Origin of the sequence: Dryocola baronae (genome assembly GCF_051297175.1) — a bacterium.
Classification (GTDB): domain Bacteria; phylum Pseudomonadota; class Gammaproteobacteria; order Enterobacterales; family Enterobacteriaceae; genus Dryocola.
The window spans coordinates 76,633-101,629 of the sequence record NZ_JBINNY010000001.1 but is presented as its reverse complement, the minus strand read 5'-3'; the positions used below and the strand labels follow the sequence as shown (position 1 = coordinate 101,629).

Genomic DNA, 24,997 nt, shown 5'->3' with positions numbered 1-24,997 from the left:
CTGTCTCCTGTAGATTTTTTCAGCAGTCTACGGTGGCGCGGTATAAAAGTAAATCAGTTGATAACGGTTCGCATTTAGCTCAAAAAGAAAGACGGCCCCGTGTGGGGCCGGCTGATTAACGCTTGCTGATTTGGTCGAACGTACCGCCGTTCGAGAAGTGGTCTTTCTGGGCCTTCGTCCAGCCGCCAAACTCTTCGTCGATGGTGTACAGCTTCAGTTTCGGGAAGGCGTTTTCATATTTCTTCGCTACCTCCGCATTGCGCGGGCGATAGTAGTTCTTCGCGGCGATTTCCTGCCCTTCCGGAGAGTAGAGGTATTTCAGATACTCTTCGGCGACTTTCTGCGTGCCTTTCTTCTCAACAACTTTGTCGACCACGGAAACGGTCGGCTCCGCCAGAATAGATTCGCTCGGGGTAACGATCTCAAACTTGTCTTTGCCCAGCTCGTTGGTCGCCAGCAGCGCTTCGTTTTCCCAGGCGATCAGCACGTCGCCGATGCCGCGTTCTACGAAGGTGTTGGTAGAGCCACGCGCGCCGGAATCCAGCACTTCAACGTTTTTAAACAGCGCCTTCACGAAATCCTGCGCTTTGGCCTGATCGTTGTTGTTGTGATGCAGAGCATAGCCCCACGCTGCAAGGTAGTTCCAGCGAGCGCCGCCGGAGCTTTTCGGGTTCGGGGTAATAACGGAAACGCCGGGCTTAATCAGGTCGTTCCAGTCATGAATTTGCTTCGGGTTGCCTTTACGCACGAGGAACACGATGGTGGAGGTGTAAGGCGCGGAGTTGTCCGGAAGGCGCTTAATCCAGTTTTTATCGATGCGGCCACGCTCAGCAATGGCATCGACATCGTAAGCCAGCGCAAGGGTAACCACGTCGGCTTCAATGCCATTGATCACCGAGGTCGCTTGTTTACCCGATCCGCCGTGGGACTGACGCACCACCACGTTGTCGCCGGTTTCCTGCTTCCAGTGCGCGCTAAAGGCTTTGTTATATTCTTCGTACAGTTCACGCGTCGGGTCGTAAGACACGTTGAGTAATTGAATGTCCTTGGCCAAAACGCCGCCAGACGCCAAAAGCAAAGTTAACCCCACTCCCCACTTGTTCATCGCACGCTCTCTTCTATGTAGTTTGATGAACTCAGCCTGCCAGAAACTTTTGCATTGATTAAAGAATAAAAAAAGATTGGCTATAACTAATGGAAATATAGGCACGCATAAAAAAGCCGGGTTTCCCCGGCTCGTTCTAAGCTCAATTAGTACAGCTTTTTAGCGCAGTCCAGCCAGTCGCCTTTAAACGGACGCTTCATGTTTTCGATAGCGTCGACGATGTCGTGGTGCACAAGCTTCTCGTTCTGGATACCTACGCAACGACCGCCGTGGCCTTGCAGCAGCAGTTCGATGGAGTAAGCGCCCATGCGGGATGCCAAAATACGGTCATAGGCTACCGGAGAACCGCCGCGCTGGATGTGGCCCAGTACGGTTGCACGCGTTTCGCGTTTGGTTTCGGTTTCAATGTATTTCGCCAGCTCGTCGATATCACAGATGTGCTCGGTGATGGCCACAATGGCGTGTTTTTTGCCTTTAGCTATACCGGCTTTGATCTCTGCAACCAGGTCTTCGCGGTTGAATTCAACTTCCGGCAATACCACAAACTCACAGCCACCGGCGATGGACGCGGCTAAGGTCAGGTCGCCACAGTAGCGACCCATCACTTCGACGATAGAGATACGCTGGTGGGAAGAAGAAGTATCACGCAGGCGGTCGATTGCTTCGACAACGGTCTCCAGCGCGGTGAAGAAACCGATGGTGTAGTCGGTGCCTTTAATGTCGTTATCGATGGTGCCCGGCAGGCCAATGCATGGGAAGCCCATTTCGGTCAGGCGCTTCGCACCCATATAGGAGCCGTCGCCGCCGATAACTACCAGCGCATCGATACCGCGTTTTTTCAGATTTTCGATAGCCACCGCACGGATTTTCTCATCACGGAATTCCGGGAAGCGAGCGGAGCCAAGGAAAGTACCACCGCGGTTGATCATGTCGGACACGCTGTAGCGGTCCAGGTTGATCATGCGGTCTTCATACAAACCGAGATAGCCGTCATACACGCCAGCTACTTCCAGGCCTTCGGACAATGCTGCACGAACCACACCACGAATTGCGGCGTTCATGCCCGGCGCATCACCGCCACTCGTCAACACACCAATTTTTTTGATCATGACTACCTCTGAACTTTGAATGCAAAATTAATCCTGTTGCCGGAAACAGCCTGCGGGCTAACCGAGGCTTCGACTCTGCTGCAAATAGTATAACAACCGCTTCCAGCTGAATTGATTCAGGTCAGGCCAAATGGGGGTAATTTATCCATAAAATGCCGCCCACGTCTGCTTTTCTGTAACGATAAACTAAAGCTCAAATTGCCCTTGCTGCGCCATGGGTACAACCGAGCAGGGATCCTGGTGAATAATCACATCCGACCCAGGGAAATGATGCAGGATCGCCTGTTCTACCTGTTCAGCGATCACGTGCGCCTGAACCAGCGGTAAATTGTCTTCCATTTCGATATGAAGCTGAATAAAGCGGGTCGGCCCTGACTGCCGCGTACGTAAATCATGCGCTCCTCTGACACCCGGCCAGGAGGTAACGATATCAATAATGGCCTGATGCTCTGCTTCCGGTAGCGCACGATCTAAAAGGGACTGCACGGCCTCATGGCCCATGCGAATCGCGTTATACAAAATATAGACGCCGATCCCCAATGCAAACAGTGAATCCGCACGATGCCAGCCATACCAGGATAACGCTAACGCGACGAGAATCGCGCCGTTCATCATAACATCAGACTGATAATGAAGCATATCCGCGCGAACGGCCTGACTTTGTGTTTTTCGGACTACCCAGCGTTGAAAAGTCACAAGAATTAACGTGCTGACCAGCGCAACAACGGTGACTACCACGCCGACCAGCGGCTGGTTCATCGGTGCCGGGTCCGCCAGATGCTGGATACCGGTAAGAAACAGGAACAGCGCCGATCCGGAAATAAACATGCTTTGCGCAAGTGCCGCCAGCGACTCGGCCTTTCCGTGCCCGAAGGTGTGTTCTTCGTCAGCAGGCTGAAGCGAATAGCGCACCACGAGAAGGTTCGTTAGCGATGCCGCGATATCCACCAGCGAATCGACCAGCGCAGCCAGAATACTGACCGAGCCGGTATACCACCAGGCGAAAATTTTAATCAAAAGTAACAGCGACGCCATGATCGTAGCAGCGATAGCCGCACGGCTGACCAACTGCCCATATTGTTGATTCATAGGGGCTCCAACAAATTAATGCTGGCTAGTATAGCGGATTCATCCGATCTCTAAGGCAAAAAAAACCCCGCCGTTTAAGGCGGGGAAGACAGGGATGGTGTCTATGGCAAGGAAAACAGGGTTTGTTACTGGTTACTACGGGTACTGCTACTACTCAGTGCCTGCAACGAGGACATCTGCTGCAGATCCGCCAGTTCACGAAATTGATTCATGCGCTGTAGGTGTTTGTTGTTCAAAACGGCTTGCTGCTCAGGCGTTAACAGGTGGTACATTTGATTGCGCACTTTCGCCATTTCTACCTGGCGGGCTACCTGTTCTTGTGCCATTTTTTCTGCCTGGGCACGTACAGCCGTTTCGTCAAAATTGTCTGCGGTGACCAGGTTATGCATGGTCTCCATTTCGCGAACGTTCACGGGTGGGCTATCATGCCTTGCCCGCTGCATCAGATCGCGCATCTGTTGGCGCTGCTGCTCAGTCAAATTAATGCCGTCAAACATATGACTCTGAACACTGTTACGCTTCACTAGTTCTTCGCCGTGGTGCCAATTATCGCTTGTCGATAAATCTGCGGCCTGGCTGGCTAGTGACACGAAAGCCAGTGTTGAGGCCATGACGGCAGCGGTAACATTGCGCATCACTTGCTCCCGAAATCATCTGTGCTGCGATTCAACGAGAGCCAGTCTACGATTCCCGCTGCAAACTAGCGTCAGGGGGTGTAAAACAACGTAAAGTCATGGATTAGCGCGCCTTGATGACGTAATTTCTGCCTCGGAGGTAATTTAACAATGAATAAAATTCTGCTAGTTGATGATGACCGAGAGCTTACTTCCCTGTTGAAGGAACTGCTCGACATGGAAGGTTTTAACGTAGTTGTCGCGCACGACGGCGAACAAGCGTTGGAGCTTTTAGACGACAGCATTGACCTGTTATTGCTCGACGTGATGATGCCGAAAAAGAACGGCATCGATACTTTGAAAGAGCTACGCCAGACACACCAGACACCTGTCATTATGCTTACCGCACGCGGAAGCGAACTGGATCGCGTCCTGGGCCTTGAACTGGGCGCAGACGACTATCTTCCTAAGCCGTTCAACGATCGTGAACTGGTGGCCCGTATACGCGCTATTTTGCGCCGTTCACACTGGAGTGAGCAGCAGCAAAATAGCGACAGCGGCTCGCCAACGGTTGAAGTCGACGGACTCAGCCTGAATCCTGGCCGCCAGGAGGCCAGTTTTGACGGCCTGGCGCTTGACTTAACCGGCACCGAATTTACGCTGCTGTATCTATTGGCACAGCACCTGGGGCAGGTGGTATCCCGCGAACATCTGAGCCAGGAAGTGCTCGGCAAGCGCCTGACGCCGTTTGACCGCGCCATCGATATGCACATCTCCAACCTGCGCCGCAAATTACCGGAGCGCAAAGATGGGCATCCGTGGTTTAAAACCCTGCGTGGCCGCGGCTACCTGATGGTTTCCGCTTCATGATAAGTAGCCTTACCGCGCGAATTTTTGCCATCTTCTGGTTAACGTTAGCGTTAGTGCTGATGCTGGTACTGATGCTGCCCAAGCTGGACTCGCGTCAGATGACCGAGCTGATGGAAAACGAGCAACGTCAAGGCACTATGATTGAACAGCATGTCGAGGCGGAGCTGGAAAACGATCCCCCTAACGACCTGATGTGGTGGCGTCGCCTGTTTAGAGCCATTGATAAATGGGCACCGCCCGGGCAACGCCTGTTGCTCGTGACCAGCGAAGGACGCGTAATCGGCGCCCAGCGCAATGAAATGCAGATCATCCGTAACTTCATCGGCCAGTCTGATAACTCCGATCATCCGCAGAAGAAAAAATATGGCCGCGTCGAGCTGATAGGGCCATTTTCGGTGCGTGATGGCGAAGATAACTACCAACTTTATCTTATTCGCCCGGCCAGCAGCTCGCAGTCAGATTTCATAAACCTCCTGTTTGACCGTCCGCTGCTGCTGCTCATTGTTACGATGCTGGTTAGCTCGCCGCTGCTGCTTTGGCTTGCGTGGAGCCTTGCAAAACCGGCTCGTAAGCTGAAAAACGCTGCGGATGAGGTCGCCCAGGGTAATTTACGCCAGCACCCGGAACTGGAAGCAGGCCCGCAGGAATTTTTGGCAGCCGGAGCCAGTTTCAACCAGATGGTGACGGCGCTCGAAAGAATGATGACCACCCAGCAGCGGCTGCTGTCGGACATCTCCCACGAGCTGCGCACCCCGCTCACTCGTCTGCAGCTGGGCACCGCTCTGCTGCGTCGTAAAAGCGGCGAAAGCAAAGAGCTGGAGCGTATCGAAACCGAAGCCCAGCGCCTGGACGGCATGATTAACGACCTGCTGGTCATGTCCCGCAACCAGCAGAAAAACGCCCTCGCCAGCGAAACGATGAAAGCGAATCAGATCTGGTCAGAAGTGCTGGATAACGCAGCGTTTGAAGCAGAGCAGATGGGCAAATCGCTGGAAGTCACCTATCCGCCGGGTCCATGGCTGATGTACGGCAACCCGAACTCGCTGGAAAGCGCGCTGGAAAACATCGTGCGCAACGCGCTGCGTTACTCGCACACGAAAATCGCCGTGAACTTCTCGGTCGATAATCAAGGAATTACCGTCACGGTTGACGACGATGGTCCGGGCGTCAGCCCGGCAGATCGTGAGCAGATTTTCCGGCCGTTCTACCGTACTGACGAAGCGCGCGATCGCGAATCCGGCGGCACGGGCCTGGGGCTCGCCATTGTGGAAACGGCCGTCCAGCAGCACCGCGGCTGGGTAAAAGCTGAGGACAGCCCGCTCGGCGGTTTACGCCTTGTTATCTGGATACCGCTTTACCATCGTTAACGCTTCAGGCCCTTCGGGGCCTGTTTTCCTTCCTGCCCCAAAATTTGCTATTCTGCGCCCCTTGTCTTGTGGGGGTTGTATGCTGAATATCGTGCTGTTTGAACCTGAAATTCCACCCAATACCGGGAATATCATCCGCCTGTGCGCAAATACCGGCTTCCGTTTGCACATCATCGAGCCGACTGGCTTCGGATGGGATGACAAGCGCCTGCGACGCGCGGGTCTGGATTACCACGAGTTCGCCGCCGTTAATCGCCATAAGAACTATGACGCCTTCCTGGAAGCTGAAAATCCGCAGCGCCTGTTTGCCCTGACAACTAAGGGAACGCCTGCCCACAGCGCGGTAAGCTATCAGGATGGAGATTATCTGGTGTTTGGTCCGGAAACTCGCGGCCTGCCGATGACGATCCTCGACGCGCTGCCTTCCGAGCAGAAAATTCGTATTCCGATGATGCCGGACAGCCGCAGTATGAATCTGTCGAACGCGGTGTCGGTAGTGGTCTATGAGGCGTGGCGCCAGCTTGGTTACCCCGGCGCCGTACTGAGAAGCTAAATTCCGTCGCCGTATTCGAAGCCGTTATTCGCGCCGTTGAAGTGCTGATCCATATCAATGGCTGGCTTATCGCTTTCCGGCTTGCCCACGATGCGGGCCGGCACGCCAGCGGCGGTGGTATGAGGCGGCACCGGTTGCAAAACCACGGAACCCGCGCCAATTTTGGCCCCGCGCCCTACTTCTATGTTGCCGAGGATTTTTGCCCCGGCGCCAATCATCACGCCTTCGCGGATTTTCGGATGGCGGTCGCCGCTGGTTTTACCCGTCCCGCCTAGCGTTACCGACTGCAGAATCGACACGTCATTTTCTACGATCGCCGTTTCACCGATCACAATACCGGTCGCGTGATCGAGCATGATCCCGCAGCCAATTTTCGCAGCCGGGTGGATATCGACCTGAAAGGAAACAGACACCTGGTTTTGCAGGAAAATCGCCAGTGCTCTACGCCCTTCTTTCCACAGCCAGTGGCCGATACGGTAAGACTGAAGCGCGTGGAAGCCTTTCAGATACAGCAGCGGCGTTGAGTACTTATCCACGGCCGGGTCGCGCGTGCGAACGGCCTGAATGTCACAGGCGGCTGAGGCGATCATCTGTGGTTCAGCGGCGTAGGCTTCTTCGACTACTTCTCGTATAGCAATGGCGGGCATGATTGGGGAGGCCAGCTTGTTAGCTAGCATATAGCTAAGGGCACTGCCGAGATTTTCGTGTTTCAGGAGAGTTGCGTGATAAAAACTGGCCAACATTGGTTCACAATCGGCAAGCGCTCGCGCTTCAGCTTTAATGTTGCTCCACACCAAATCCAGTTCTTCAGACGACATTGCTCTCTCCAGACAGAAACAGCGTCCCGGCACGAAGTACCGAGGCGCTTCAGTTATTGCGGTTATGTTGTTCCATCACTCGTAACTTTACCCAAAATAATTCGTGTTGTGGGTAAGTGCAGCCACTACCCCCACAACTTGAAGTATGACGGGTATTAACTGCCGCTTCGTTCATCCTTGCGCGTTCGGCCAAGCAACGTTAATGCTGCCTCGCGAGCGTTTTTTCCGCAATACAATACCTGATAAATTTCCTCGGTTATTGGCATTTCGACGCCAAAACGCGCCGCCAGCTCCCGCACTTCTTTGGTGTTACGGTAGCCTTCAACCACCTGGCCGATTTGCTGTTGTGCCGAATCAACGTCCGCCCCCTGCCCCAGCGCCATGCCGAAGCGACGGTTACGGGACTGGTTATCGGTACAGGTCAGTACCAGGTCGCCCAGACCGGCCATACCCATAAAGGTTTCCGGATCGGCACCCAGCGCGCTGCCAAGACGAGACATTTCTGCCAGCCCGCGGGTAATCAACGCGGTACGCGCATTTGCACCGAAACCGATGCCGTCAGACATCCCCGCGCCAATCGCAATCACGTTTTTCACCGCGCCGCCTAGCTGCACGCCGATGAAGTCAGGATTGCTGTACACGCGGAAGCTTTTGCCACAGTGCAGCAGCTGCTGGAGATCCTGCGCGAAGGTTTCGTCAGTGGCGGCCAGAGAGATTGCCGTGGGCAGCCCGGCCGCCAGCTCTTTGGCGAACGTTGGGCCAGAGATCACCGCAAGGGGGACGTTTTCGCCCAGCGCTTCACGGGCAACGTCCTGCAACAGGCGGCCCGTTTCTGCTTCCAGCCCTTTGGTTGCCCAAACTACGCGCGCGTCGGAACGCATCAGCGGCTTGATTTGGCGCAGCACCTGTCCGAAAACATGGCTTGGCACCACCACAAGAATATTGCGGCTTGCGGCAAGCGCTTTCGCTAAATCGCTTTCGAGATGGAGCGTATCCGGGAAGGAGACATCAGGGAGGAAGGCGGCGTTACAGCGATCGGCCTGTAAAGTCGCAATATGTTTTGCATCGTGGCCCCACAGTACGACGTGGTGGCCATTTCTTGCCAATGTGATGGCAAGAGCGGTGCCGTAAGAGCCGGCACCGATCACAGTCATTGAAGCATTAAGGCTGTTCATCAGGCATCCTGATGGTTTTCAGCACCTTCGCCAGATTGCTGCTGCAGATAGCTCATGAACAGCGCATCGAAGTTAACCGGTGCAAGGTTCAGCTGCGGGAAGGTACCACGAGAAACCAGGCTAGTGATTGCTTCGCGCGCATACGGGAACAGAATATTCGGGCAGTACGCACCCAGGCAGTGTGCCATTTGCGTGCCTTCGATACCGCCGATAGAGAAGATACCTGCCTGCTGCACTTCACACAGGAACGCGGTGTCTTCGCCAAGCGTTGCGGTCACGGTTACGCGTAGCACAACTTCATACACATCGTCGGCCAGCTGGCTGGAAGCGGTGTCCAGATCCAGTTTAACTTCTGGCTGCCAGTCTTTCTGGAAAACATGAGGCGCATTTGGCGCTTCAAAAGAGATGTCCTTGGTGTAAACGCGCTGAATCTGGAAAGCCATTTCTGTGTTGTTTTGTTCTGACATTTTTAAACCCTTTAAATAATTAATACGTCCTTTGTTTATCCACGACTCACGGCAGATAAACGGCGCTAATTCAGCAGGGGATCGAGTCCACCACGAGCATCTAGCGCATACAAGTCATCACAGCCGCCAATGTGCTGTGCATCAATAAAAATCTGCGGCACCGTCGTACGACCACTGCGTTTAATCATCTCTTCCCGCTTCACGGCATCACCGTCAATGGGCAATTCCTGGAACGTGACCCCTTTGCTGCTGAGCAGGTCTTTTGCGCGGTGGCAAAAAGGACAGGTTGCTTTGGTGTAGATTTCAATATTCGCCATGGTTACCTCAGAATGCACCCAGATTATTTACCGCGAACCAGCGGCAGGTTTTCCCCGCTCCAGCCAGCAATACCTTCTTTCAGTAAGGTAACCTGCTCGAAGCCTGCTTTTGTCAGCAGCGCTGCTGACTCCTGGGAGGAAATGCCGTTGCCACAAACCACGATAACCGGTTTCGCTTTGTGTTTTTCCAGCTCACCAAAGTTGCCGCTTTTGATGTCAGCTGGCAGCACGTTCAGTGAGTTAGCGATATGGCCTTTGCGGAAATCATCACGCTGGCGCACATCCACCACAACAGCATCTTCTTTGTTGATCAAACGCGTGGCTTCACCACGGGTAATCACCTTCACCTTTGAGGTTAAACCCTTAAAGGTCATGAAAAGTACGGCGGCCAGTAAACCAACCCACGCCAGACTAAGTATGGGATGGCGACCAACGAATTGCATAATTTCTTGCATGGGGGGTAATAACTCCCGACTGAGTAAATATGAAAAAAACCAGGCAAGGAGTATACCTTCGCATTGGGGCAATTACAGCCAGTGAGCATGATGTATTGTGGATTCTGCGTGCTGTTACGAAAAAAATGACCTTGCCCGAGATAAACCTTTCCCAATCCCACCGCTTTCTTTGATCTTCTGCGGCTATTTTCCTGTGACGCCTGTAGTAAAATTACGCAAATTTTTTGTCTTTGACTTAGAGGTTCTTGCAATGTCGGCTACTAAAAAACCTATGGTTCTGGTGATTCTGGATGGCTACGGCCACCGTGAAGAGCAGCAGGATAACGCCATTCTGAATGCTAAAACCCCGGTTATGGATAACCTGTGGGCCCAGCGTCCACACACCCTGATCAACGCATCGGGCCTGGAAGTGGGTCTGCCTGACGGGCAGATGGGCAACTCCGAAGTCGGTCACGTAAACCTTGGCGCTGGCCGCATTGTTTACCAGGATCTGACCCGTCTGGATGTTGAAATTAAAGAACGTACCTTCTTTGCAAATCCGGTGCTGACCGCAGCGGTAGACAAAGCGGTTGCAGCGGGTAAAGCCGTGCACATCATGGGCCTGGCTTCTGCTGGTGGCGTTCACAGCCATGAAGAGCACATCCTGGCGATGATTGAACTGGCAGCAGAACGTGGCGCAGAAGCCATCTACCTGCACGCTTTCCTCGACGGTCGCGATACTCCTCCGCGCAGCGCCAAATCTTCCCTGCAGAAGTTTGCCGACAAATTTGCCGCACTTGGCAAAGGCCGCGTGGCTTCTATTATTGGTCGCTACTTTGCGATGGACCGCGACAACCGCTGGGATCGCGTCGAACTGGCCTATGATCTGATGACTCAGGCGAAAGGCGAATATCAGGCAGACAGCGCCGTTGCTGGCCTGGAAGCGGCATACGCTCGGGACGAAAACGACGAATTCGTGAAACCAACAGTCATCCGCGCTGAAGGCGAAGCAGATGCGGTCATGAACGACGGCGACGCGCTGATCTTCATGAACTTCCGTGCTGACCGCGCCCGCCAGATCACCCGCGCCTTCGTTAACGCAGAGTTTGACGGCTTCGCTCGCAAAAAAGTGGTTAACTTCGGTGATTTTGTGATGCTGACAGAATACGCAGCGGACATCAAAACCGCCTGCGCATATCCACCGGCTTCCTTAACCAATACCTTCGGTGAGTGGATGGCGAAGCATGACAAAACCCAGCTGCGCATTTCCGAAACCGAGAAATACGCGCACGTGACCTTCTTCTATAACGGCGGCGTTGAAGAGCCGTTTGCTGGGGAAGACCGCGTGCTGATCAATTCGCCAAAAGTGGCAACTTACGATCTGCAGCCGGAAATGAGCTCTGCAGAATTAACTGAAAAATTGCTGTCCGCCATCAATAGCGGCAAGTATGACACCATCATCTGTAACTATCCGAACGGGGATATGGTCGGCCATACCGGCGTTTATGAAGCAGCAATTTCCGCCGTTGAAGCGCTGGATAACTGCATCGCGCAGGTGGTTGCCGCCGTTGAAAACGTTGGCGGTCAGTTGCTGATCACCGCAGACCACGGTAACGCAGAGCAAATGCGCGACCCGGCAACCGGCCAGGCACACACCGCTCACACCAGCCTGCCTGTGCCGTTGATTTATATCGGTTCACGCAGCGTCAGCGCGGTGGAAGGGGGCAAGCTTTCCGATATCGCCCCTACCATGCTGAGCCTGATGGGCATGGAAATCCCGCAAGAGATGACTGGCAAGCCGCTGTTCATCGTGGAATAATCCCTCCCCATGAGGGGAAAGGCGATTTTTTCAATAACATGGGCCGTGAAACCGAAGCGGTTTTCAGTCAGGCCCATGATTTACGCCAGCGTGATTAGCGCTGGCGTATTGTTATGCCCGTTTTCCAGCCACGCGGACGACCGCGATCAGCTGAAATCCATCCAGCAGGATATCGCCGCTAAAGAACGCGCGGTACGCCAGCAGCAGCAGCAGCGCGCCACACTTCTTGCTCAGCTACGGGAGCAGGAACAGGCCATCGCCGCCGCAAGCCGTAAGCTGCGCGACACACAAAATACCCTCGCTACGCTTAACCGCCAGATTGACACCATGAATGCTTCCCTCGTGAAGCTGCAAAAGCAACAGGCTTCCCAGGAACGTAACCTGGCCGCCCAGCTTGATGCGGCGTTTCGTCAGGGCCAGCACACGGGCTTGCAGCTCATTCTGAGCGGTGAAGAAAGCCAGCGCGGGCAGCGTCTGCAGGCCTACTTTGGCTATCTGAACGCCGCACGCCAGCAGACCATTGAAGAACTCAAGCAGACAAAAGCGGAAGTCGACGAGCAGAAAGCAACGCTCGAAGCCAAGCAAACCGAACAGCAAACGCTGCTTTACGATCAGCAGGCACAGCAAGCCAAGCTTGAAGATGCGCGCAACGAGCGTAAAAAGACGCTTTCCAGCCTGGAATCCTCCATCCAGCAGGGCCAGCAGAAGCTGAGTGAGATGCGCCAGAACGAATCCCGCCTCCAGAGTCAAATAGCCCGTGCCGCCGCCGCTGCGAAAGCGCGCGCCGAAAAAGAAGCGCGGGAAGCCGAGCAGGTCCGTAATCGTCAGAAAGAAGCCGCCAGCAAAGGCAGCACCTACAAGCCTACCCAGGACGAGCGTTCGCTGATGTCGCGAACCGGCGGTCTTGGATCGCCGCGCGGCCAGGCTTTCTGGCCGGTGCGCGGTTCTCTGCTGCATCGCTATGGCGAACAGCTGCAGGGTGAACTACGTTGGAAGGGTATCGTTATCGCAGCGGGGGAAGGCACCGAGGTGAAAGCCATCGCTGACGGACGCGTGATTCTTGCCGACTGGCTGCAGGGCTACGGGCTGGTTGTGGTGGTAGAACACGGCAAAGGCGATATGAGCCTGTACGGTTATAACCAGAGCGCACTGGTTAGCGTGGGAACGCAGGTGCGCGCCGGTCAACCCATCGCGCTGGTGGGTAACAGTGGCGGTCAGGGCCGCCCGTCACTTTATTTCGAAATTCGTCGTCAGGGCCAGGCGGTCAATCCACAGCCGTGGTTGGGAAGATAAGTTTTGCTTCAATTTCGTCACGTTGTTTTTTCTCTCGCCTGCGCTTTCACGCTGGCAGCACCTGTAAATGCCGGCAAGCTGTCCATCGTCATTGATGACTTTGGCTATCGCCCGAAGCAGGAAAACCAGGTTCTTGATTTGCCAGCCAATGTCTCCGTCGCCGTGCTGCCAAACGCTCCTCACGCCCATGAAATGGCGACCAAAGCTCACAATGCCGGTCACGAAGTTTTGATCCACCTACCTATGGCTCCGCTGAGCAAACAGCCTCTGGAAAAAGACACCCTGCGCCCGGAAATGAGCAGCGCCGAGATCGAGCGCATCATTCGTGAAGCGGTAAATAAAGTGCCTTACGCCGTGGGCCTGAATAACCATATGGGCAGCGCCATGACCTCGAGCCTGTTCGGGATGCAAAAGGTGATGCAGGCGCTCGATCAGTACAATCTCTACTTCCTCGACAGCATGACCATCGGCAACAGCCAGTCGATGCGTGCCGCCTCGGGGACGAAGGTCAAAGTCATCAAGCGCAAGGTTTTCCTGGACGATACCCAGAACGAAGCGGATATCCGCGTCCAGTTCAACCGCGCCATAGCGCTTGCGCGCCGCAATGGTTCCGCAATCGCCATCGGCCACCCGCATCCTTCAACGGTACGCGTCCTGCAGCAGATGATTTACAGCCTGCCGCCGGACATTACGCTGGTGCGCCCGAGCAGCCTGTTAAACGAGCCGCAGGTGGATACCTCAACGCCGAATAACGCCGTGCCTTCACAGCCTGGCAAACCCGTTGAAAAACCGCGCAATCCGTTTAAAGGCGTGAGCCTTTGCAAGCCTAAACAGCCGCTGGAGCCGGTCTACGCTACCACCTTCTTTACGGTGATAGGCGATAGCATCAGCCAAAGCACGCTGGTGAAATACATGCAGCATCAGTGGCAGGGCTGGGGCTCGAATACGCCCCAGTCATGACAATTCAAACGCGGCGTATAAACCCGCGTTCTGAACACATATAATGCCGTCTGATTAACGCAACAGGGATCCGGGCTTAATGACGCAACAACGGCGTAAAATTCTCCTGCTGGATAACGGTAAAGAGTGGGGCGGCGGCACCAACAGCATGCTGGAGTTGCTCAAACGCATCGACCGCCAACGGTTTGATATCACGTGTTGTTTCTACTACAACTACGCGCGTGGAGAAGGCGAAACCATTGAACAGGTGCTAAACGGCATCGGTATCCCGGTGATTTTCCTGCCGCAGGCCGGGCAGCCGCTGTGGGCGAAAATCAGCAAAGAAACCGCCCGCGCATTTGTCTTCTTCAGCCGCACGGCCCGCAAGAAAGCCGCAGAAATTATTGATAAGCAGTGGCGCATCCTGCCTAACGCTAAGCGCGTTCGCGAGCTGCTCCAGCGCGAAGGTTACGAAATCCTGTATATGAATAACCAGCCTGGCTCAAACCTGGAGGGTTATTTTGCCGCGGACGGTCTGGATGTAGCGGTCGTTCAGCATTGCCGCATCGAACCCGTCATGACTCCACAGATCGCGCAAACGGTGAATAAAGTTGCGCAGGCGGTGATTGCGGTTTCCCATGGCGTGGAGCGCGTGCTGCTTGAAAACGGCGTAAAGCCTTCGCTTTGCACCACCGTTTCCAACGCCATCGATATCCACCAGCGTCTGCCGGATGGCAAAGCGATTCGTGAGGAACTGGCTCTTGATGAAAACACCTTCGTATTTGGCAGCATCGGGTCGCTGATCCCTCGTAAATCCTGTCACCACACGCTCGAAGCTCTGCATCATTTTCATCAGCTGCACCCGCAGGCGAAATGGAAATTCCTGCTGGTGGGTGAAGGCCCGGAGCGTGAAAAATTACAGCAGCAGGCTCGCGGCTACGGCTTTGCCGACCGGGTGATTTTCACCGGCTTTCGCAATAACCCGCTCGATTATCTTGCGGCCTTTGACGCCTTTATTCTGGCGTCAAAAAGCGAAGGCCTGCCGCGCGTGGTGCTGGAGTCCATGCTGCTCAATACCGTCGTTATCGGCTCAAACGTGACCGGAACGGGGGAACTGATTGATGCAGGCAGTACGGGCCTGCTGTACCCGTACGGCGACGTCATGGCGCTGGCATCGCATATCCAGAGCGTCTGGCAGGACAGTGAATTACGTAATGCCCTTACCCGCCAGGCCCACCAGCGCGTGCTTGATAATTACGCGATAGAACATTATGTTGCCGGCGTCGAAAACGTTCTCGGCGCAGTGAAACCAACCCGGAATAATCATGTTTAAATTTCTGAATGCGAAATATTGCCATATTAAGGCGCGACATAACATCCCTTATCAGGAGCCAGCCGCTGGCTCAAAAGCGGTGCCGGTAACCTCAATCGTTATTCCTTGCGCTGGTGCCGATTACATTGAAGAAGGGCTGCTTTCGGCGACGTTCGCCGCGCGTTTCGCGCCGGACGTGCAGGAAATCGTGATTGTTTCCGATCGCCCTGCCGAAGAGTTTGGCGAGCTCCCAGCGAAGACTCGCGTCGCAACGCTCAATTTGCCGCAGCGCGAAGAGGGCTATCGCTACAAGCAGATCTATCTAAGCCGCCTGGTTAAGCTCAACGCTCCCCTGCAGGCGCGTACCGACGGCATTTTGATGATCGATTCCGACCTCAACCTGCTGCAGATGCCGACGTTCAAAATCGAAGATCACCACATTTATTCCAGCTTCCGCCAGGGGAAAATGATTGCCAAGCTGGACGGAGCACCTGCCGAAAGAGTGCCTGCCTATTATAAAGACACGGTGCGCCCGTATATTGTCGATCATGTGAATGGCGCTTTTCTGGCCGCAACGCGTAAAACCTGGCGTCGGATCTGCCCGCTGTGGCTAACGCTATTCCAGGATACCTGGGAACTGATGGACGACAGCCAGCCGCCAACGGACCAGCTGCCGTTAGCCACCCTGCTCGACATGCTGGATATTCGCACGGTGAATCTCGGTGACTGGATGAATTGGCCGGTCTCGAAGAAAATCGGCGGCACGCCGTCGGTTATCCCGAAACAGGTGGTAGGCGCACACGGCGGCTTCCCGCTGTCTGAATGGCAGAAGTACCTTGCCTCGCCGGACAGCGAACTGCTGTTTAAAGGCCAGGATTACACCCGTAAAGTCCGTTACCTGACGGATGCTGAAAAGCAGAAAGCCAGGTAGGGTGGATAAGCGGTAGCGCCATCCACCTTATTTTCCTGAATCTTATGGCGGATGGCACTTCGTTTATCCGCCCTACAAATCACAGTCGCGACAATTTAATCCCAGCTCAAAATAACCTTCCCGGACTGCCCGGAACGCATGGCGTCAAAGCCTTTCTGGAAGTCATCAATCCCGAAGCGGTGCGTAATGATTGGCGACAGGTCCAGACCGGACTGGATCAGCGCGGCCATTTTGTACCAGGTTTCGAACATTTCGCGCCCGTAAATCCCCTTGATGAACAGCCCCTTGAAGATGACTTTCGTCCAGTCGATGGACATATCGGAAGGCGGAATACCCAGCATGGCGATACGGCCACCGTGGTTCATGGTATCAAGCATGGTGCGGAACGCAGGCGGCGCGCCGGACATTTCCAGACCGACGTCAAAACCTTCGGTCATTCCCAGCTCTTTCATGACGTCGTTCAGGTTTTCTTTACTGACGTCCACCGCGCGGGTCACGCCCATTTCACGCGCCAGCTCAAGACGGTACTCGTTCACATCGGTGATAACGACGTTACGCGCGCCGACGTGTTTTGCCACAGCCGCAGCCATAATGCCAATCGGACCCGCGCCGGATACCAGCACATCTTCCCCCACCAGATCGAACGACAGCGCGGTGTGAACCGCGTTGCCGAACGGGTCGAAGATGGAGGCTAAATCGTCGGAAATGTTGTCCGGGATTTTGAACGCGTTGAACGCCGGTAACACCAGATATTCCGCAAAGCAGCCCGGGCGGTTTACGCCCACGCCGGTTGTATTGCGGCACAGATGGGTACGGCCCGCGCGGCAGTTACGGCAGTGCCCACAGGTGATGTGGCCTTCGCCGGAAACGCGGTCGCCAATCTTAAAGCCTTTCACTTCCTGACCGATGCCGACCACTTCGCCCACGTATTCATGACCGACCACCATCGGCACCGGGATGGTCTTCTGCGACCATTCATCCCAGTTATAGATATGCACGTCGGTACCGCAAATCGCGGTTTTACGGATTTTGATCAGCAGATCGTTATGGCCCATTTCCGGTTTGGGCGCATCCGTCATCCAGATGCCTTCTTCCGCTTTCAGTTTCGCTAATGCTTTCATGACCGCTCCCTCAGGCGATAACGCCCAACTGTTTACCGATACGCGTAAACGCCGCAACCGCGCGTTCAATCTGCTCCGTGGTGTGGGCCGCAGACATTTGGGTGCGGATACGCGCCTGACCTTTTGGTACAACCGGATAGAAGAACCCGGTGACATAAATGCCTTCTTTTTGCAGCTCGCGGGCAAAGTTCTGCGCGACAACCGCTTCGCCAAGCATCACGGGGATAATCGCGTGATCGGCCCCCGCCAGCGTGAAGCCCGCCGCCGTCATTTTTTCACGGAAAAGGCTGGCGTTAGCCCACAGGCGTTCGCGCAGCTCGGCACCGGTTTCAAGCATCTCCAGAACTTTGATAGATGCGGAGACAATGGCCGGAGCCAGCGAGTTGGAGAACAAGTAAGGACGGGAACGCTGGCGCAGCCACTCGATCACCTCTTTCCGACCGGCAGTGTAACCGCCAGAAGCACCGCCAAGCGCTTTGCCCAGCGTGCCGGTGATGATGTCCACGCGGTCCATCACGTCGCAGTATTCATGCGTGCCGCGCCCGTTTTCGCCCACAAAGCCAACCGCGTGCGAGTCATCGACCATCACCAGCGCATCATATTGGTCAGCCAGATCGCACACGCCTTTCAGGTTGGCGATAACGCCGTCCATGGAGAATACGCCGTCGGTGGCGATCATCACGTGGCGAGCGCCAGCCGCGCGCGCTTCTTTCAAACGCGCCTCAAGTTCCTGCATGTCATTGTTGGCGTAGCGATAGCGCTGCGCTTTACACAGGCGCACGCCGTCGATAATGGAGGCGTGGTTTAACGCATCGGAAATAATGGCGTCTTCCGGCCCAAGCAGCGTTTCGAACAGGCCGCCGTTGGCGTCAAAGCAGGAGGAATAGAGAATGGCGTCTTCCATTCCCAGGAAGCCAGCCAGCTTGCCTTCCAGCGCTTTGTGGCTGTCCTGCGTGCCGCAGATGAAGCGCACTGACGCCATCCCGAAACCGTGCGTATCCATCCCCTGCTTCGCCGCGTCAATAAGCTGCGGGTGGTTCGCAAGCCCCAGGTAGTTGTTGGCGCAGAAGTTAATCACCTGGCTGCCGTCGGCTACGGTGATATCCGCCTGCTGCGCGGAGGTGATGATTCTTTCTTCTTTAAAAAGGCCTTCCGCACGTGCGGTATCAAGCTGGGACGTTAACTGTTGGTAAAAATCTTCGCGCATCGCGATTCTCCAGGCAGGGCAAATTTCGGCACATATTACCCAAACCTATACCAGGAGACGAGATTACGCTTCAGGGAAGTTGATTTTTGCAGGATAAATCACGAGGGGCAGAAACTTCGTCTGATTAGGCGGGTCTTTGATTGTAATGGTATGATAAGAGCCATTAGCGCGTGAGGTATCGTGCCTCGCGGCCCCCTATATTGTTAAGGTTACGCTTATGATTATTGTCACCGGTGGTGCTGGGTTTATCGGCAGCAACATTATTAAGTCACTGAATGATATTGGCTACACTGATATTTTAGTGGTCGATAACCTCAAAGATGGCACCAAGTTCGCAAACCTGGTTGACCTCAATATTGCTGACTATATGGATAAAGAAGATTTCTTGATCCAGGTGATGGCAGGCGAAGAGTTCGGCGAAATCGACGCCATTTTCCACGAAGGTGCCTGCTCGTCCACCACCGAGTGGGACGGCAAGTACATGATGGATAACAACTATCAGTACTCCAAAGAAGTGCTGCATTACTGCCTGGAGCGTGAAATTCCGTTCCTGTATGCCTCTTCCGCAGCCACATACGGCGGCCGCAACAGCGACTTCATCGAATCCCGCGAATACGAGCAGCCTCTTAACGTTTATGGTTACTCCAAATTCCTGTTTGACGAGTACGTTCGTCAGATCCTGCCAGAAGCGAATTCGCAGATTACCGGCTTCCGCTACTTCAACGTTTACGGCCCGCGCGAAGGCCACAAAGGCAGCATGGCGAGCGTGGCTTTCCATCTGAATACCCAGTTGAACAACGGCGAGAATCCTAAGCTGTTTGAAGGCAGCGACGGCTTTAAGCGCGACTTCATCTACGTGGGTGACGTTGCCGCGGTTAATCTGTGGTTCTGGCAGAACGGCGTTTCCGGTATTTATAACTGCGGCACAGGCCGCGCCGAGTCATTCCAGGCTATCGCCGACGCGGCTCTCGCGTTCCATAAAAAAGGCAGCATTGAGTACATTCCGTTCCCGGAAAAACTCAAAGGCCGCTATCAGGCGTTCACTCAGGCCGATCTGACTAATCTGCGCGCTGCAGGCTACGATAAGCCATTCAAAACTGTTGCCGAAGGCGTGACAGAATACATGGTCTGGCTGAACCGTGACGCATAAGCAGGTAGCCTGACGCATGAAAATACTGGTGATTGGCCCGTCATGGGTGGGCGACATGATGATGTCGCAAAGTCTCTATCGCACGCTCAAGGCGCGCTATCCCCAGGCAATAATCGATGTGATGGCACCGGCATGGTGTCGTCCATTGCTGTCGCGCATGCCTGAAGTCAACGAAGCGCTGGCGATGCCCCTCGGACACGGCGCGCTGGAAATCGGCGAACGCCGTCGTCTGGGCCATAGCCTGCGCGAAAAGCGCTATGATCGCGCCTACGTGCTGCCCAACTCCTTCAAATCTGCCCTCGTCCCGTTCTTTGCCAACGTGCCGCAGCGCACCGGCTGGCGGGGTGAGATGCGTTATGGCCTGCTTAACGATGCCCGCGTGCTGGATAAACAGGCCTGGCCACTGATGGTCGAACGCTATGTTGCCCTGGCGTATGACAAAGGCGTAATGCAGTCGGCCAAAGATCTTCCTCAGCCGCTGCTGTGGCCGCAGCTGCAGGTCAACGAAGGCGAAAAAGCGCAGACTTGCGCAGCGTTTAACCTCGAAGCCTCCCGTCCAATTATCGGCTTCTGTCCGGGCGCGGAGTTCGGCCCGGCTAAGCGCTGGCCGCACTATCACTACGCAACGCTTGCCGGCAAGCTCATCGACGATGGCTATCAGGTGGTGCTGTTCGGCTCTGCTAAAGATAAAGAGGCCGGGAACGATATCCTCGCGGCGCTCACTACCGTGCAGCAGGCGCACTGCCGTAATCTGGCCGGAGACACAGCGCTTGAGCAGGCCGTCATTTTACTTGCGGCGTGCAAAGCGGTCATCACCAACGATTCAGGCCTTATGCACGTTGCCGCTGCGCTCAACCGCCCGCTGGTTGCGTTGTACGGGCCAAGCAGCCCGGACTTCACGCCGCCGCTGTCACATAAGGCACGGGTGATCCGCCTTATTAGCGGCTATCACAAAATCCGTAAGGGCGATGCCGCTGAAGGCTATCACCAGAGCCTGATTGATATCACGCCTGACCGTGTTATGGATGAGCTGAACGCGCTGCTGCAAGCGGAGAAAGAAGCCTAATGCGGGTTCTGATCGTCAAAACCTCGTCAATGGGCGATGTGCTACATACTTTGCCCGCGCTCACCGATGCGGCGCGAGCCATTCCGGGAATACGATTCGACTGGGTTGTCGAAGAAGGTTTCGCGCAGATCCCAACCTGGCATCCTGCGGTAGACAAAGTGCTTCCGGTGGCGATTCGCCGCTGGCGGAAAAACTGGTTTTCAGCAGCCGTCAAAGCGGAACGCAAAGCGTTTTATCAGGCTCTGCGCACCGAAAAGTATGATGTTGTCATTGATGCCCAAGGGCTAATAAAAAGCGCGGCACTTGTGACGCGGAAAGCCCGTGGCGTTAAGCACGGCATGGACTGGAACAGCGCGCGTGAACCGCTTGCCAGCTTCTTCTATAACAAACGCCACGCAATCGCAAAGCAGCAGCATGCGGTTGAACGCACGCGTGAATTATTCGCAAAAAGCATCGGATACGAACAACCAAAGTCTAAAGGCGACTATGCTATAGCGCAGCATTTTCTTGCCACAGCGCCAGCGGATGCCAATGAATACGTTGTTTTTCTTCACGCCACCACGCGTGATGATAAACACTGGCCGGAATCGAACTGGCGAGATCTTATTCAATTAATGCAACAAACGGGGTTACGTATTAAACTCCCGTGGGGTGCAGAACACGAACACGAGCGCGCGAAGCGACTGGCTGAAGGGTTCACTTTCGTCGATGTACTGCCACGTTTATCTCTGGAGCAGGTCGCCAGGCAGCTTGCTGGGGCGCGGGCGGTTGTGTCGGTCGATACAGGCTTGAGCCATCTGACCGCTGCGCTTAATCGTCCAAACATTACGCTGTATGGCCCGACCGACCCGGGTTTGATTGGCGGTTACGGACAAAACCAGCATGAAATCATCGGTGCGGGAAAAAGCATGGCTAACATCGCTGCAACTGAAGCATTCAGTAAGCTCCGGACAACTACTCAATTAGCCAAAGAATAACGATTAATGAGCTACCTCTTCCTTTATATCTTTTTGCTGCCGTTCAAGCTGATCGGTAAGCTGTTTTACAAGAAGACTGGCCGGAATTTGATGATTCAAACGGCCAAAATCGGCGATTTCATTAACGTTACGCCTCTGCTCGCCCATCTCAAGCACAGTGACGTTTTGATCGGTAAAACCGTACTGCCGCTGGCGCAGCACGACGAAACCATCGACACTATTTTCCTGGTTGAAGAACATAAAAAGAGCTTATGGCGTAAGTTTCGTCTGGCGTTCAAGCTGATGAATCGCTATGAAAATGTTTATCTCCTTCAGCCCAACAGCACCAACCTTTTCTTTGCGGCGAGCTGTAACGCGGCTAACAAGCAGTTTTTAAGCACCTATAACCGCCGCTGGTACCATGGCCTTTTTTATCTGGCGGCTGATGGGGTGGTTGACCACCGCAAAAATCAATTAACCGTGGACGACTATCTTAAGCTCGCGGATCGCAAACTAAGCTCGAGCGACTACCCAAAGCACGCTACGTCTCCTTTAAGAATACCCGCGGTCTATACGGCCTCTCTCGATAAACAAAATGTCATAAAAATTGGTATCAGCATCTCTGCCGGTAACAAATCAAAAACTATCCCGCCCGTGACGTGGAAAAAAATCTTTGATGCGCTTGATGGTCTGAACTGTGTTTTTTATGTTTTTGGGCCAAAGAGCGAGCAGGTCTGGCTCGACGATTTAAACCGAAAGCTCGGCGAGCGTGGGAATATCATCAGCCTGATTGGAGAGCTTCCTCTCCAGGACGTCCCTTTTGCGATTAGCAAAATGGATTTTTACATCGCCTCCGATTCCGGTAATGTTTATATCGCTGATGCCGTTAACGTCCCGATTGTTCTCATTTATGGACCATGCTGTATGACCGAACAGAGGCCTCTGGGCAATGTTCTGTTTATCGGAAATGAAAAGTATGAGAAATCCTACATCTTTGAAGCACCGTATTTCTTCGATACTCCGCGAGAAGAGCTGTTTGCTTTAAGTGATAAAGATTTAACGTCGATTCAGCAGTTTATAACTAAAAACATAGATACTACGGCAGCATTAGAAACGCGCTGCGATTAGCCTCAGGCTGTTAATGAGTAGATATATGAAGAACAACCCGCTTCTGAGTATAATTATTGCTGCACACAACTGTGAACAAACGATAGATGCCACGTTTGATAGCCTGTTAAAAGCCCTTGGTCCTTCAATCGTTCAGTCTGAAATAATAATCATTAATGACACCTCAGAAGATAGCACTGGGGATAAAATCGCCCACTTTGCGAGCAATTACCCTCAGGTCGTATCCTCAACCGTAGAGTACAAAAACATCGGCCGCGTGCGCCAACATGGTATTTCCTTGGCAAAAGGGGATTATATTACCATGCTAGATAGTGATGACTTATTAAAGGCTAATACCCTGGCCCCTATTATGTCGTTTCTTGAACAAACTGCGCCAGATATGTTACTCACTCGTCTGCATGAAATTCGCGACCTCAAAAAAGTTGATAATTCATGGTCAGGCCTGAGCCCTGAGAAAATATCACAGACTGAAACTGTAAAACGATTTTTAATTCATAAAGATTTGCAGGCTCATTTAATCGGTCAATTTATCAAACGTGATATTTATTTAAAGCACAAGATCCCAGCCATGACCTGCTACGAAGATTTCTATATCTTCCCAGGCATGCTGATGGATGCAACCGATATTTATTTCCAGCATGACAGTCATTATTATTATATAAAAAATCATGGCACTCTATCCACAACGCCAAATCAGGAGAAAATCGACAACTTGATAACCTGCACTATCAAGATGGAAGCATCGTTCCCTGAAAAGTTCAAAAACCTGATCCTGTGCCACTGGTTAGACATTGCTATTAAATATAACTCCTTAGTTCAAAAAAGCGCCCAAGCCGCTACCGTAAAACAACATGTTCTTTTGACGCACTCAGTTAGCTTCTTTTTGGACCTCAGCGTGCGCGTTAGCTATAAGAGAAAAGCATTGAGTACATTATGGAAAAATTAAAGAGCCGTTTATATTTGGCTGTATTTTGTTTTACAGTTGTTTCGTTTTCTTTAGCGCTCATTAATACTGGGCGTCAAAGAGATTTTTATTATATTGCTATTTATCTTAGTATTATTGGCCTCTTCATTGAGCGCAAAAAGATTAGCTTTAAAAGCTTTAATATAGCCTACCCCATCATTCTATTTGGCTTGATTAAAGTAGTCTGGTACCTATGGTATCAATATGGTACAGAAGCTTTTAATAGTTACAATGACCATTTAGTTGGCGGAAAGAAATTAGTGTTAGGTGGAGTACTGGTTTTCTACCTCACGCAGCTAAATTATCACATTAAAAACGTTGATTATAAAAAGTGGTTGTTAATCGCAACGGGCGCCGCCGTGCTCGGTGCTTCCTGTTATGCCTGGTGGCAGATTATGCATGGCATGCAGCGAGCAGAAATGAGTATTAACAGGGCAACTATTTCTGCTTATATTTATTCTGCGCTTAGTATTTTCTTTATCTATCAGCTGTATGTTCAGAATAAGATAGCATGCTATGTGATTGCTGCGCTGGCCATAATACTGTCGTTTGTGGTTATCATCGTTACCGGGACCCGTGCAGCAATTATTTGCCATCTGCTGATCGTCTTTTTGATGACGGCTTATTATTTCAAAAAGATTCATCTAAAGACTATTTTTGCCGTATTAATTGTTGCTGCAATAGCCTTTGGTGCGCTCTACAATAAATTTATTTATCCGAAAATCGCACAAACCTACAATGAAATCACGTTGTACCAGGAGGGTAAGGATAACACCTCCCTGGGCGCGCGTTTCTCTATGTGGACGATTGGATTGAATAATTTCGCGCATGCACCTTTAGGGCAATCGCTTCAATCCCGCTATGACTATTCGGCACAATACGTAAAAGAAAAACCACAGTACAGATCTGCCATGGAGTTTATAAATGTCCATCTGCACGATGAAACGATAGACACCTTATCGTTACAGGGGATTTTGGGCGGTCTTGCATTATTATGGCTATATATCGGTATTAGTTGGGTCGCTCTGCGCAACCGCAATACCGCCCTGCTGTTTACCTTGAACTGCATGATTGTTTACGGCTTAAGCGACGTCATACTTTTAAGCTCAGAGGCTATATTATTCTTCGTCGCTTTAATCGGTGTCTGTAGTATTACGCTACCGCAGCAAAAACAAATCGCATGACCAAACGCC

25 protein-coding genes are annotated in these 24,997 nt (G+C 53.2%); 14 read left to right on the top strand and 11 right to left on the bottom strand.

Annotated features, from left to right (window positions below; genetic code table 11):
• Positions 1–115: 115 nt before the first annotated feature.
• From sbp to cpxP, 4 genes are all read right to left on the bottom strand, one after another.
• Positions 116–1,105: a sulfate/thiosulfate ABC transporter substrate-binding protein Sbp gene (sbp, locus tag ACSPHG_RS00485; RefSeq protein ID WP_435951529.1), complete on the bottom strand. Its 990-nt coding sequence runs from the start codon at positions 1,103–1,105 to the stop codon at positions 116–118.
• Positions 1,106–1,251: 146 nt separating this feature from the next.
• A complete protein-coding gene (gene pfkA / locus ACSPHG_RS00480) occupies positions 1,252–2,214 on the bottom strand; it encodes a 6-phosphofructokinase (RefSeq protein WP_167614694.1) in 963 nt (320 codons plus the stop codon).
• A 186-nt stretch (positions 2,215–2,400) separates the two neighbouring features.
• Entirely contained in the window at positions 2,401–3,303 is a 903-nt protein-coding gene (gene fieF / locus ACSPHG_RS00475; RefSeq protein ID WP_435951528.1) for a CDF family cation-efflux transporter FieF, read from the bottom strand.
• 125 nt (positions 3,304–3,428) lie between these two features.
• Positions 3,429–3,941: a cell-envelope stress modulator CpxP gene (gene cpxP / locus ACSPHG_RS00470; RefSeq protein ID WP_435951527.1), complete on the bottom strand. Its 513-nt coding sequence runs from the start codon at positions 3,939–3,941 to the stop codon at positions 3,429–3,431.
• Between the two features lie 147 nt (positions 3,942–4,088).
• On the opposite strand from cpxP, the gene cpxR reads away from it, so the two are divergent.
• The 3 genes from cpxR (at position 4,089) to trmL (ending at position 6,707) form a co-directional block, all read left to right on the top strand.
• On the top strand, positions 4,089–4,787 hold the full coding sequence (cpxR, locus tag ACSPHG_RS00465; RefSeq protein WP_435951526.1) for an envelope stress response regulator transcription factor CpxR: 699 nt from the start codon (positions 4,089–4,091) through the stop codon (positions 4,785–4,787).
• The gene (gene cpxA / locus ACSPHG_RS00460; RefSeq protein ID WP_435951525.1) at positions 4,784–6,154 is read left to right on the top strand and encodes an envelope stress sensor histidine kinase CpxA; all 1,371 of its coding nucleotides are present in this window, start codon (positions 4,784–4,786) and stop codon (positions 6,152–6,154) included. The genes cpxR and cpxA overlap by 4 nt, the downstream gene beginning before the upstream one ends.
• A 79-nt stretch (positions 6,155–6,233) precedes the next feature.
• Positions 6,234–6,707 (top strand): tRNA (uridine(34)/cytosine(34)/5-carboxymethylaminomethyluridine(34)-2'-O)-methyltransferase TrmL, encoded by a 474-nt coding sequence (gene trmL / locus ACSPHG_RS00455; RefSeq protein WP_435951524.1) that lies wholly within the window; start codon positions 6,234–6,236, stop codon positions 6,705–6,707.
• On the opposite strand, the gene cysE is transcribed toward trmL, so the two are convergent.
• The 5 genes from cysE to ACSPHG_RS00430 form a co-directional block, all read right to left on the bottom strand.
• Positions 6,704–7,525 (bottom strand): serine O-acetyltransferase, encoded by an 822-nt coding sequence (cysE, locus tag ACSPHG_RS00450; RefSeq protein ID WP_435951523.1) that lies wholly within the window; start codon positions 7,523–7,525, stop codon positions 6,704–6,706. The genes trmL and cysE overlap by 4 nt on opposite strands.
• A 155-nt stretch (positions 7,526–7,680) precedes the next feature.
• Entirely contained in the window at positions 7,681–8,700 is a 1,020-nt protein-coding gene (gene gpsA, locus ACSPHG_RS00445) for an NAD(P)H-dependent glycerol-3-phosphate dehydrogenase (protein ID WP_435951522.1), read from the bottom strand.
• Positions 8,700–9,167: a protein-export chaperone SecB gene (gene secB, locus ACSPHG_RS00440; RefSeq protein ID WP_121266219.1), complete on the bottom strand. Its 468-nt coding sequence runs from the start codon at positions 9,165–9,167 to the stop codon at positions 8,700–8,702. Before secB ends, gpsA begins: the two co-directional genes overlap by 1 nt.
• A gap of 65 nt (positions 9,168–9,232) precedes the next feature.
• Positions 9,233–9,484 (bottom strand): glutaredoxin 3, encoded by a 252-nt coding sequence (gene grxC, locus ACSPHG_RS00435; protein WP_435951521.1) that lies wholly within the window; start codon positions 9,482–9,484, stop codon positions 9,233–9,235.
• A gap of 23 nt (positions 9,485–9,507) precedes the next feature.
• Positions 9,508–9,939, bottom strand: coding sequence for a rhodanese-like domain-containing protein (locus ACSPHG_RS00430; RefSeq protein ID WP_435951520.1), 432 nt, complete (start codon positions 9,937–9,939; stop codon positions 9,508–9,510).
• Positions 9,940–10,189: 250 nt separating this feature from the next.
• Between ACSPHG_RS00430 and gpmM the strand changes: the two genes are divergently transcribed.
• From gpmM to ACSPHG_RS00405, 5 genes are all read left to right on the top strand, one after another.
• Complete coding sequence (gpmM, locus tag ACSPHG_RS00425; protein ID WP_435951519.1) at positions 10,190–11,737, top strand: 2,3-bisphosphoglycerate-independent phosphoglycerate mutase; 1,548 nt, start codon at positions 10,190–10,192, stop codon at positions 11,735–11,737.
• A 33-nt stretch (positions 11,738–11,770) separates the two neighbouring features.
• Positions 11,771–13,030, top strand: a complete 1,260-nt coding sequence (gene envC / locus ACSPHG_RS00420) for a murein hydrolase activator EnvC (RefSeq protein ID WP_435955915.1) — start codon at positions 11,771–11,773, stop codon at positions 13,028–13,030.
• A 3-nt stretch (positions 13,031–13,033) separates the two neighbouring features.
• Positions 13,034–13,990 carry a divergent polysaccharide deacetylase family protein gene (locus ACSPHG_RS00415; protein WP_435951518.1) on the top strand — a complete coding sequence of 319 codons (957 nt, stop codon included), beginning with the start codon at positions 13,034–13,036 and terminating at the stop codon, positions 13,988–13,990.
• Positions 13,991–14,069: 79 nt separating this feature from the next.
• Positions 14,070–15,302 carry a glycosyltransferase gene (locus ACSPHG_RS00410; protein WP_435951517.1) on the top strand — a complete coding sequence of 411 codons (1,233 nt, stop codon included), beginning with the start codon at positions 14,070–14,072 and terminating at the stop codon, positions 15,300–15,302.
• The gene (locus ACSPHG_RS00405) at positions 15,295–16,212 is read left to right on the top strand and encodes a hypothetical protein (RefSeq protein WP_435951516.1); all 918 of its coding nucleotides are present in this window, start codon (positions 15,295–15,297) and stop codon (positions 16,210–16,212) included. The genes ACSPHG_RS00410 and ACSPHG_RS00405 overlap by 8 nt, the downstream gene beginning before the upstream one ends.
• A gap of 95 nt (positions 16,213–16,307) precedes the next feature.
• On the opposite strand, the gene tdh is transcribed toward ACSPHG_RS00405, so the two are convergent.
• On the bottom strand, positions 16,308–17,333 hold the full coding sequence (gene tdh / locus ACSPHG_RS00400) for an L-threonine 3-dehydrogenase (protein ID WP_435951515.1): 1,026 nt from the start codon (positions 17,331–17,333) through the stop codon (positions 16,308–16,310).
• Positions 17,334–17,343: 10 nt separating this feature from the next.
• The gene (gene kbl / locus ACSPHG_RS00395; protein ID WP_435951514.1) at positions 17,344–18,540 is read right to left on the bottom strand and encodes a glycine C-acetyltransferase; all 1,197 of its coding nucleotides are present in this window, start codon (positions 18,538–18,540) and stop codon (positions 17,344–17,346) included.
• A gap of 217 nt (positions 18,541–18,757) precedes the next feature.
• Here kbl and rfaD point away from each other — a divergent pair, with 217 nt between their 5' ends.
• From rfaD to ACSPHG_RS00365, 6 genes are read left to right on the top strand one after another with little or no spacing between them, the layout of a single operon-like run.
• Positions 18,758–19,690, top strand: a complete 933-nt coding sequence (gene rfaD, locus ACSPHG_RS00390) for an ADP-glyceromanno-heptose 6-epimerase (RefSeq protein ID WP_435951513.1) — start codon at positions 18,758–18,760, stop codon at positions 19,688–19,690.
• A 16-nt stretch (positions 19,691–19,706) separates the two neighbouring features.
• Positions 19,707–20,756 (top strand): ADP-heptose--LPS heptosyltransferase RfaF, encoded by a 1,050-nt coding sequence (gene rfaF / locus ACSPHG_RS00385; protein WP_435951512.1) that lies wholly within the window; start codon positions 19,707–19,709, stop codon positions 20,754–20,756.
• Positions 20,756–21,733 carry a lipopolysaccharide heptosyltransferase RfaC gene (gene rfaC / locus ACSPHG_RS00380; RefSeq protein ID WP_435951511.1) on the top strand — a complete coding sequence of 326 codons (978 nt, stop codon included), beginning with the start codon at positions 20,756–20,758 and terminating at the stop codon, positions 21,731–21,733. The genes rfaF and rfaC overlap by 1 nt, the downstream gene beginning before the upstream one ends.
• Positions 21,734–21,739: 6 nt before the next feature.
• A complete protein-coding gene (locus ACSPHG_RS00375) occupies positions 21,740–22,840 on the top strand; it encodes a glycosyltransferase family 9 protein (RefSeq protein ID WP_435951510.1) in 1,101 nt (366 codons plus the stop codon).
• Positions 22,841–22,865: 25 nt separating this feature from the next.
• Positions 22,866–23,786, top strand: a complete 921-nt coding sequence (locus tag ACSPHG_RS00370; RefSeq protein ID WP_435951509.1) for a glycosyltransferase family 2 protein — start codon at positions 22,866–22,868, stop codon at positions 23,784–23,786.
• A complete protein-coding gene (locus ACSPHG_RS00365; protein WP_435951508.1) occupies positions 23,774–24,988 on the top strand; it encodes an O-antigen ligase family protein in 1,215 nt (404 codons plus the stop codon). Before ACSPHG_RS00370 ends, ACSPHG_RS00365 begins: the two co-directional genes overlap by 13 nt.
• The last annotated feature ends 9 nt before the right edge of the window (positions 24,989–24,997 follow it).

What these genes read in the sequence shown, in the direction of transcription:
- sbp (WP_435951529.1), bottom strand. Translation starts at nt 1,105, where the DNA reads ATGAACAAGTGGGGAGTGGGGTTAACTTTGCTTTTGGCGTCTGGCGGC.
- pfkA (WP_167614694.1), bottom strand. Translation starts at nt 2,214, where the DNA reads ATGATCAAAAAAATTGGTGTGTTGACGAGTGGCGGTGATGCGCCGGGC.
- fieF (WP_435951528.1), bottom strand. Translation starts at nt 3,303, where the DNA reads ATGAATCAACAATATGGGCAGTTGGTCAGCCGTGCGGCTATCGCTGCT.
- cpxR (WP_435951526.1), top strand. Translation starts at nt 4,089, where the DNA reads ATGAATAAAATTCTGCTAGTTGATGATGACCGAGAGCTTACTTCCCTG.
- cpxA (WP_435951525.1), top strand. Translation starts at nt 4,784, where the DNA reads ATGATAAGTAGCCTTACCGCGCGAATTTTTGCCATCTTCTGGTTAACG.
- trmL (WP_435951524.1), top strand. Translation starts at nt 6,234, where the DNA reads ATGCTGAATATCGTGCTGTTTGAACCTGAAATTCCACCCAATACCGGG.
- cysE (WP_435951523.1), bottom strand. Translation starts at nt 7,525, where the DNA reads ATGTCGTCTGAAGAACTGGATTTGGTGTGGAGCAACATTAAAGCTGAA.
- gpsA (WP_435951522.1), bottom strand. Translation starts at nt 8,700, where the DNA reads ATGAACAGCCTTAATGCTTCAATGACTGTGATCGGTGCCGGCTCTTAC.
- secB (WP_121266219.1), bottom strand. Translation starts at nt 9,167, where the DNA reads ATGTCAGAACAAAACAACACAGAAATGGCTTTCCAGATTCAGCGCGTT.
- grxC (WP_435951521.1), bottom strand. Translation starts at nt 9,484, where the DNA reads ATGGCGAATATTGAAATCTACACCAAAGCAACCTGTCCTTTTTGCCAC.
- ACSPHG_RS00430 (WP_435951520.1), bottom strand. Translation starts at nt 9,939, where the DNA reads ATGCAAGAAATTATGCAATTCGTTGGTCGCCATCCCATACTTAGTCTG.
- gpmM (WP_435951519.1), top strand. Translation starts at nt 10,190, where the DNA reads ATGTCGGCTACTAAAAAACCTATGGTTCTGGTGATTCTGGATGGCTAC.
- ACSPHG_RS00410 (WP_435951517.1), top strand. Translation starts at nt 14,070, where the DNA reads ATGACGCAACAACGGCGTAAAATTCTCCTGCTGGATAACGGTAAAGAG.
- ACSPHG_RS00405 (WP_435951516.1), top strand. Translation starts at nt 15,295, where the DNA reads ATGTTTAAATTTCTGAATGCGAAATATTGCCATATTAAGGCGCGACAT.
- tdh (WP_435951515.1), bottom strand. Translation starts at nt 17,333, where the DNA reads ATGAAAGCATTAGCGAAACTGAAAGCGGAAGAAGGCATCTGGATGACG.
- kbl (WP_435951514.1), bottom strand. Translation starts at nt 18,540, where the DNA reads ATGCGCGAAGATTTTTACCAACAGTTAACGTCCCAGCTTGATACCGCA.
- rfaD (WP_435951513.1), top strand. Translation starts at nt 18,758, where the DNA reads ATGATTATTGTCACCGGTGGTGCTGGGTTTATCGGCAGCAACATTATT.
- rfaF (WP_435951512.1), top strand. Translation starts at nt 19,707, where the DNA reads ATGAAAATACTGGTGATTGGCCCGTCATGGGTGGGCGACATGATGATG.
- rfaC (WP_435951511.1), top strand. Translation starts at nt 20,756, where the DNA reads ATGCGGGTTCTGATCGTCAAAACCTCGTCAATGGGCGATGTGCTACAT.
- ACSPHG_RS00375 (WP_435951510.1), top strand. Translation starts at nt 21,740, where the DNA reads ATGAGCTACCTCTTCCTTTATATCTTTTTGCTGCCGTTCAAGCTGATC.
- ACSPHG_RS00370 (WP_435951509.1), top strand. Translation starts at nt 22,866, where the DNA reads ATGAAGAACAACCCGCTTCTGAGTATAATTATTGCTGCACACAACTGT.
- ACSPHG_RS00365 (WP_435951508.1), top strand. Translation starts at nt 23,774, where the DNA reads ATGGAAAAATTAAAGAGCCGTTTATATTTGGCTGTATTTTGTTTTACA.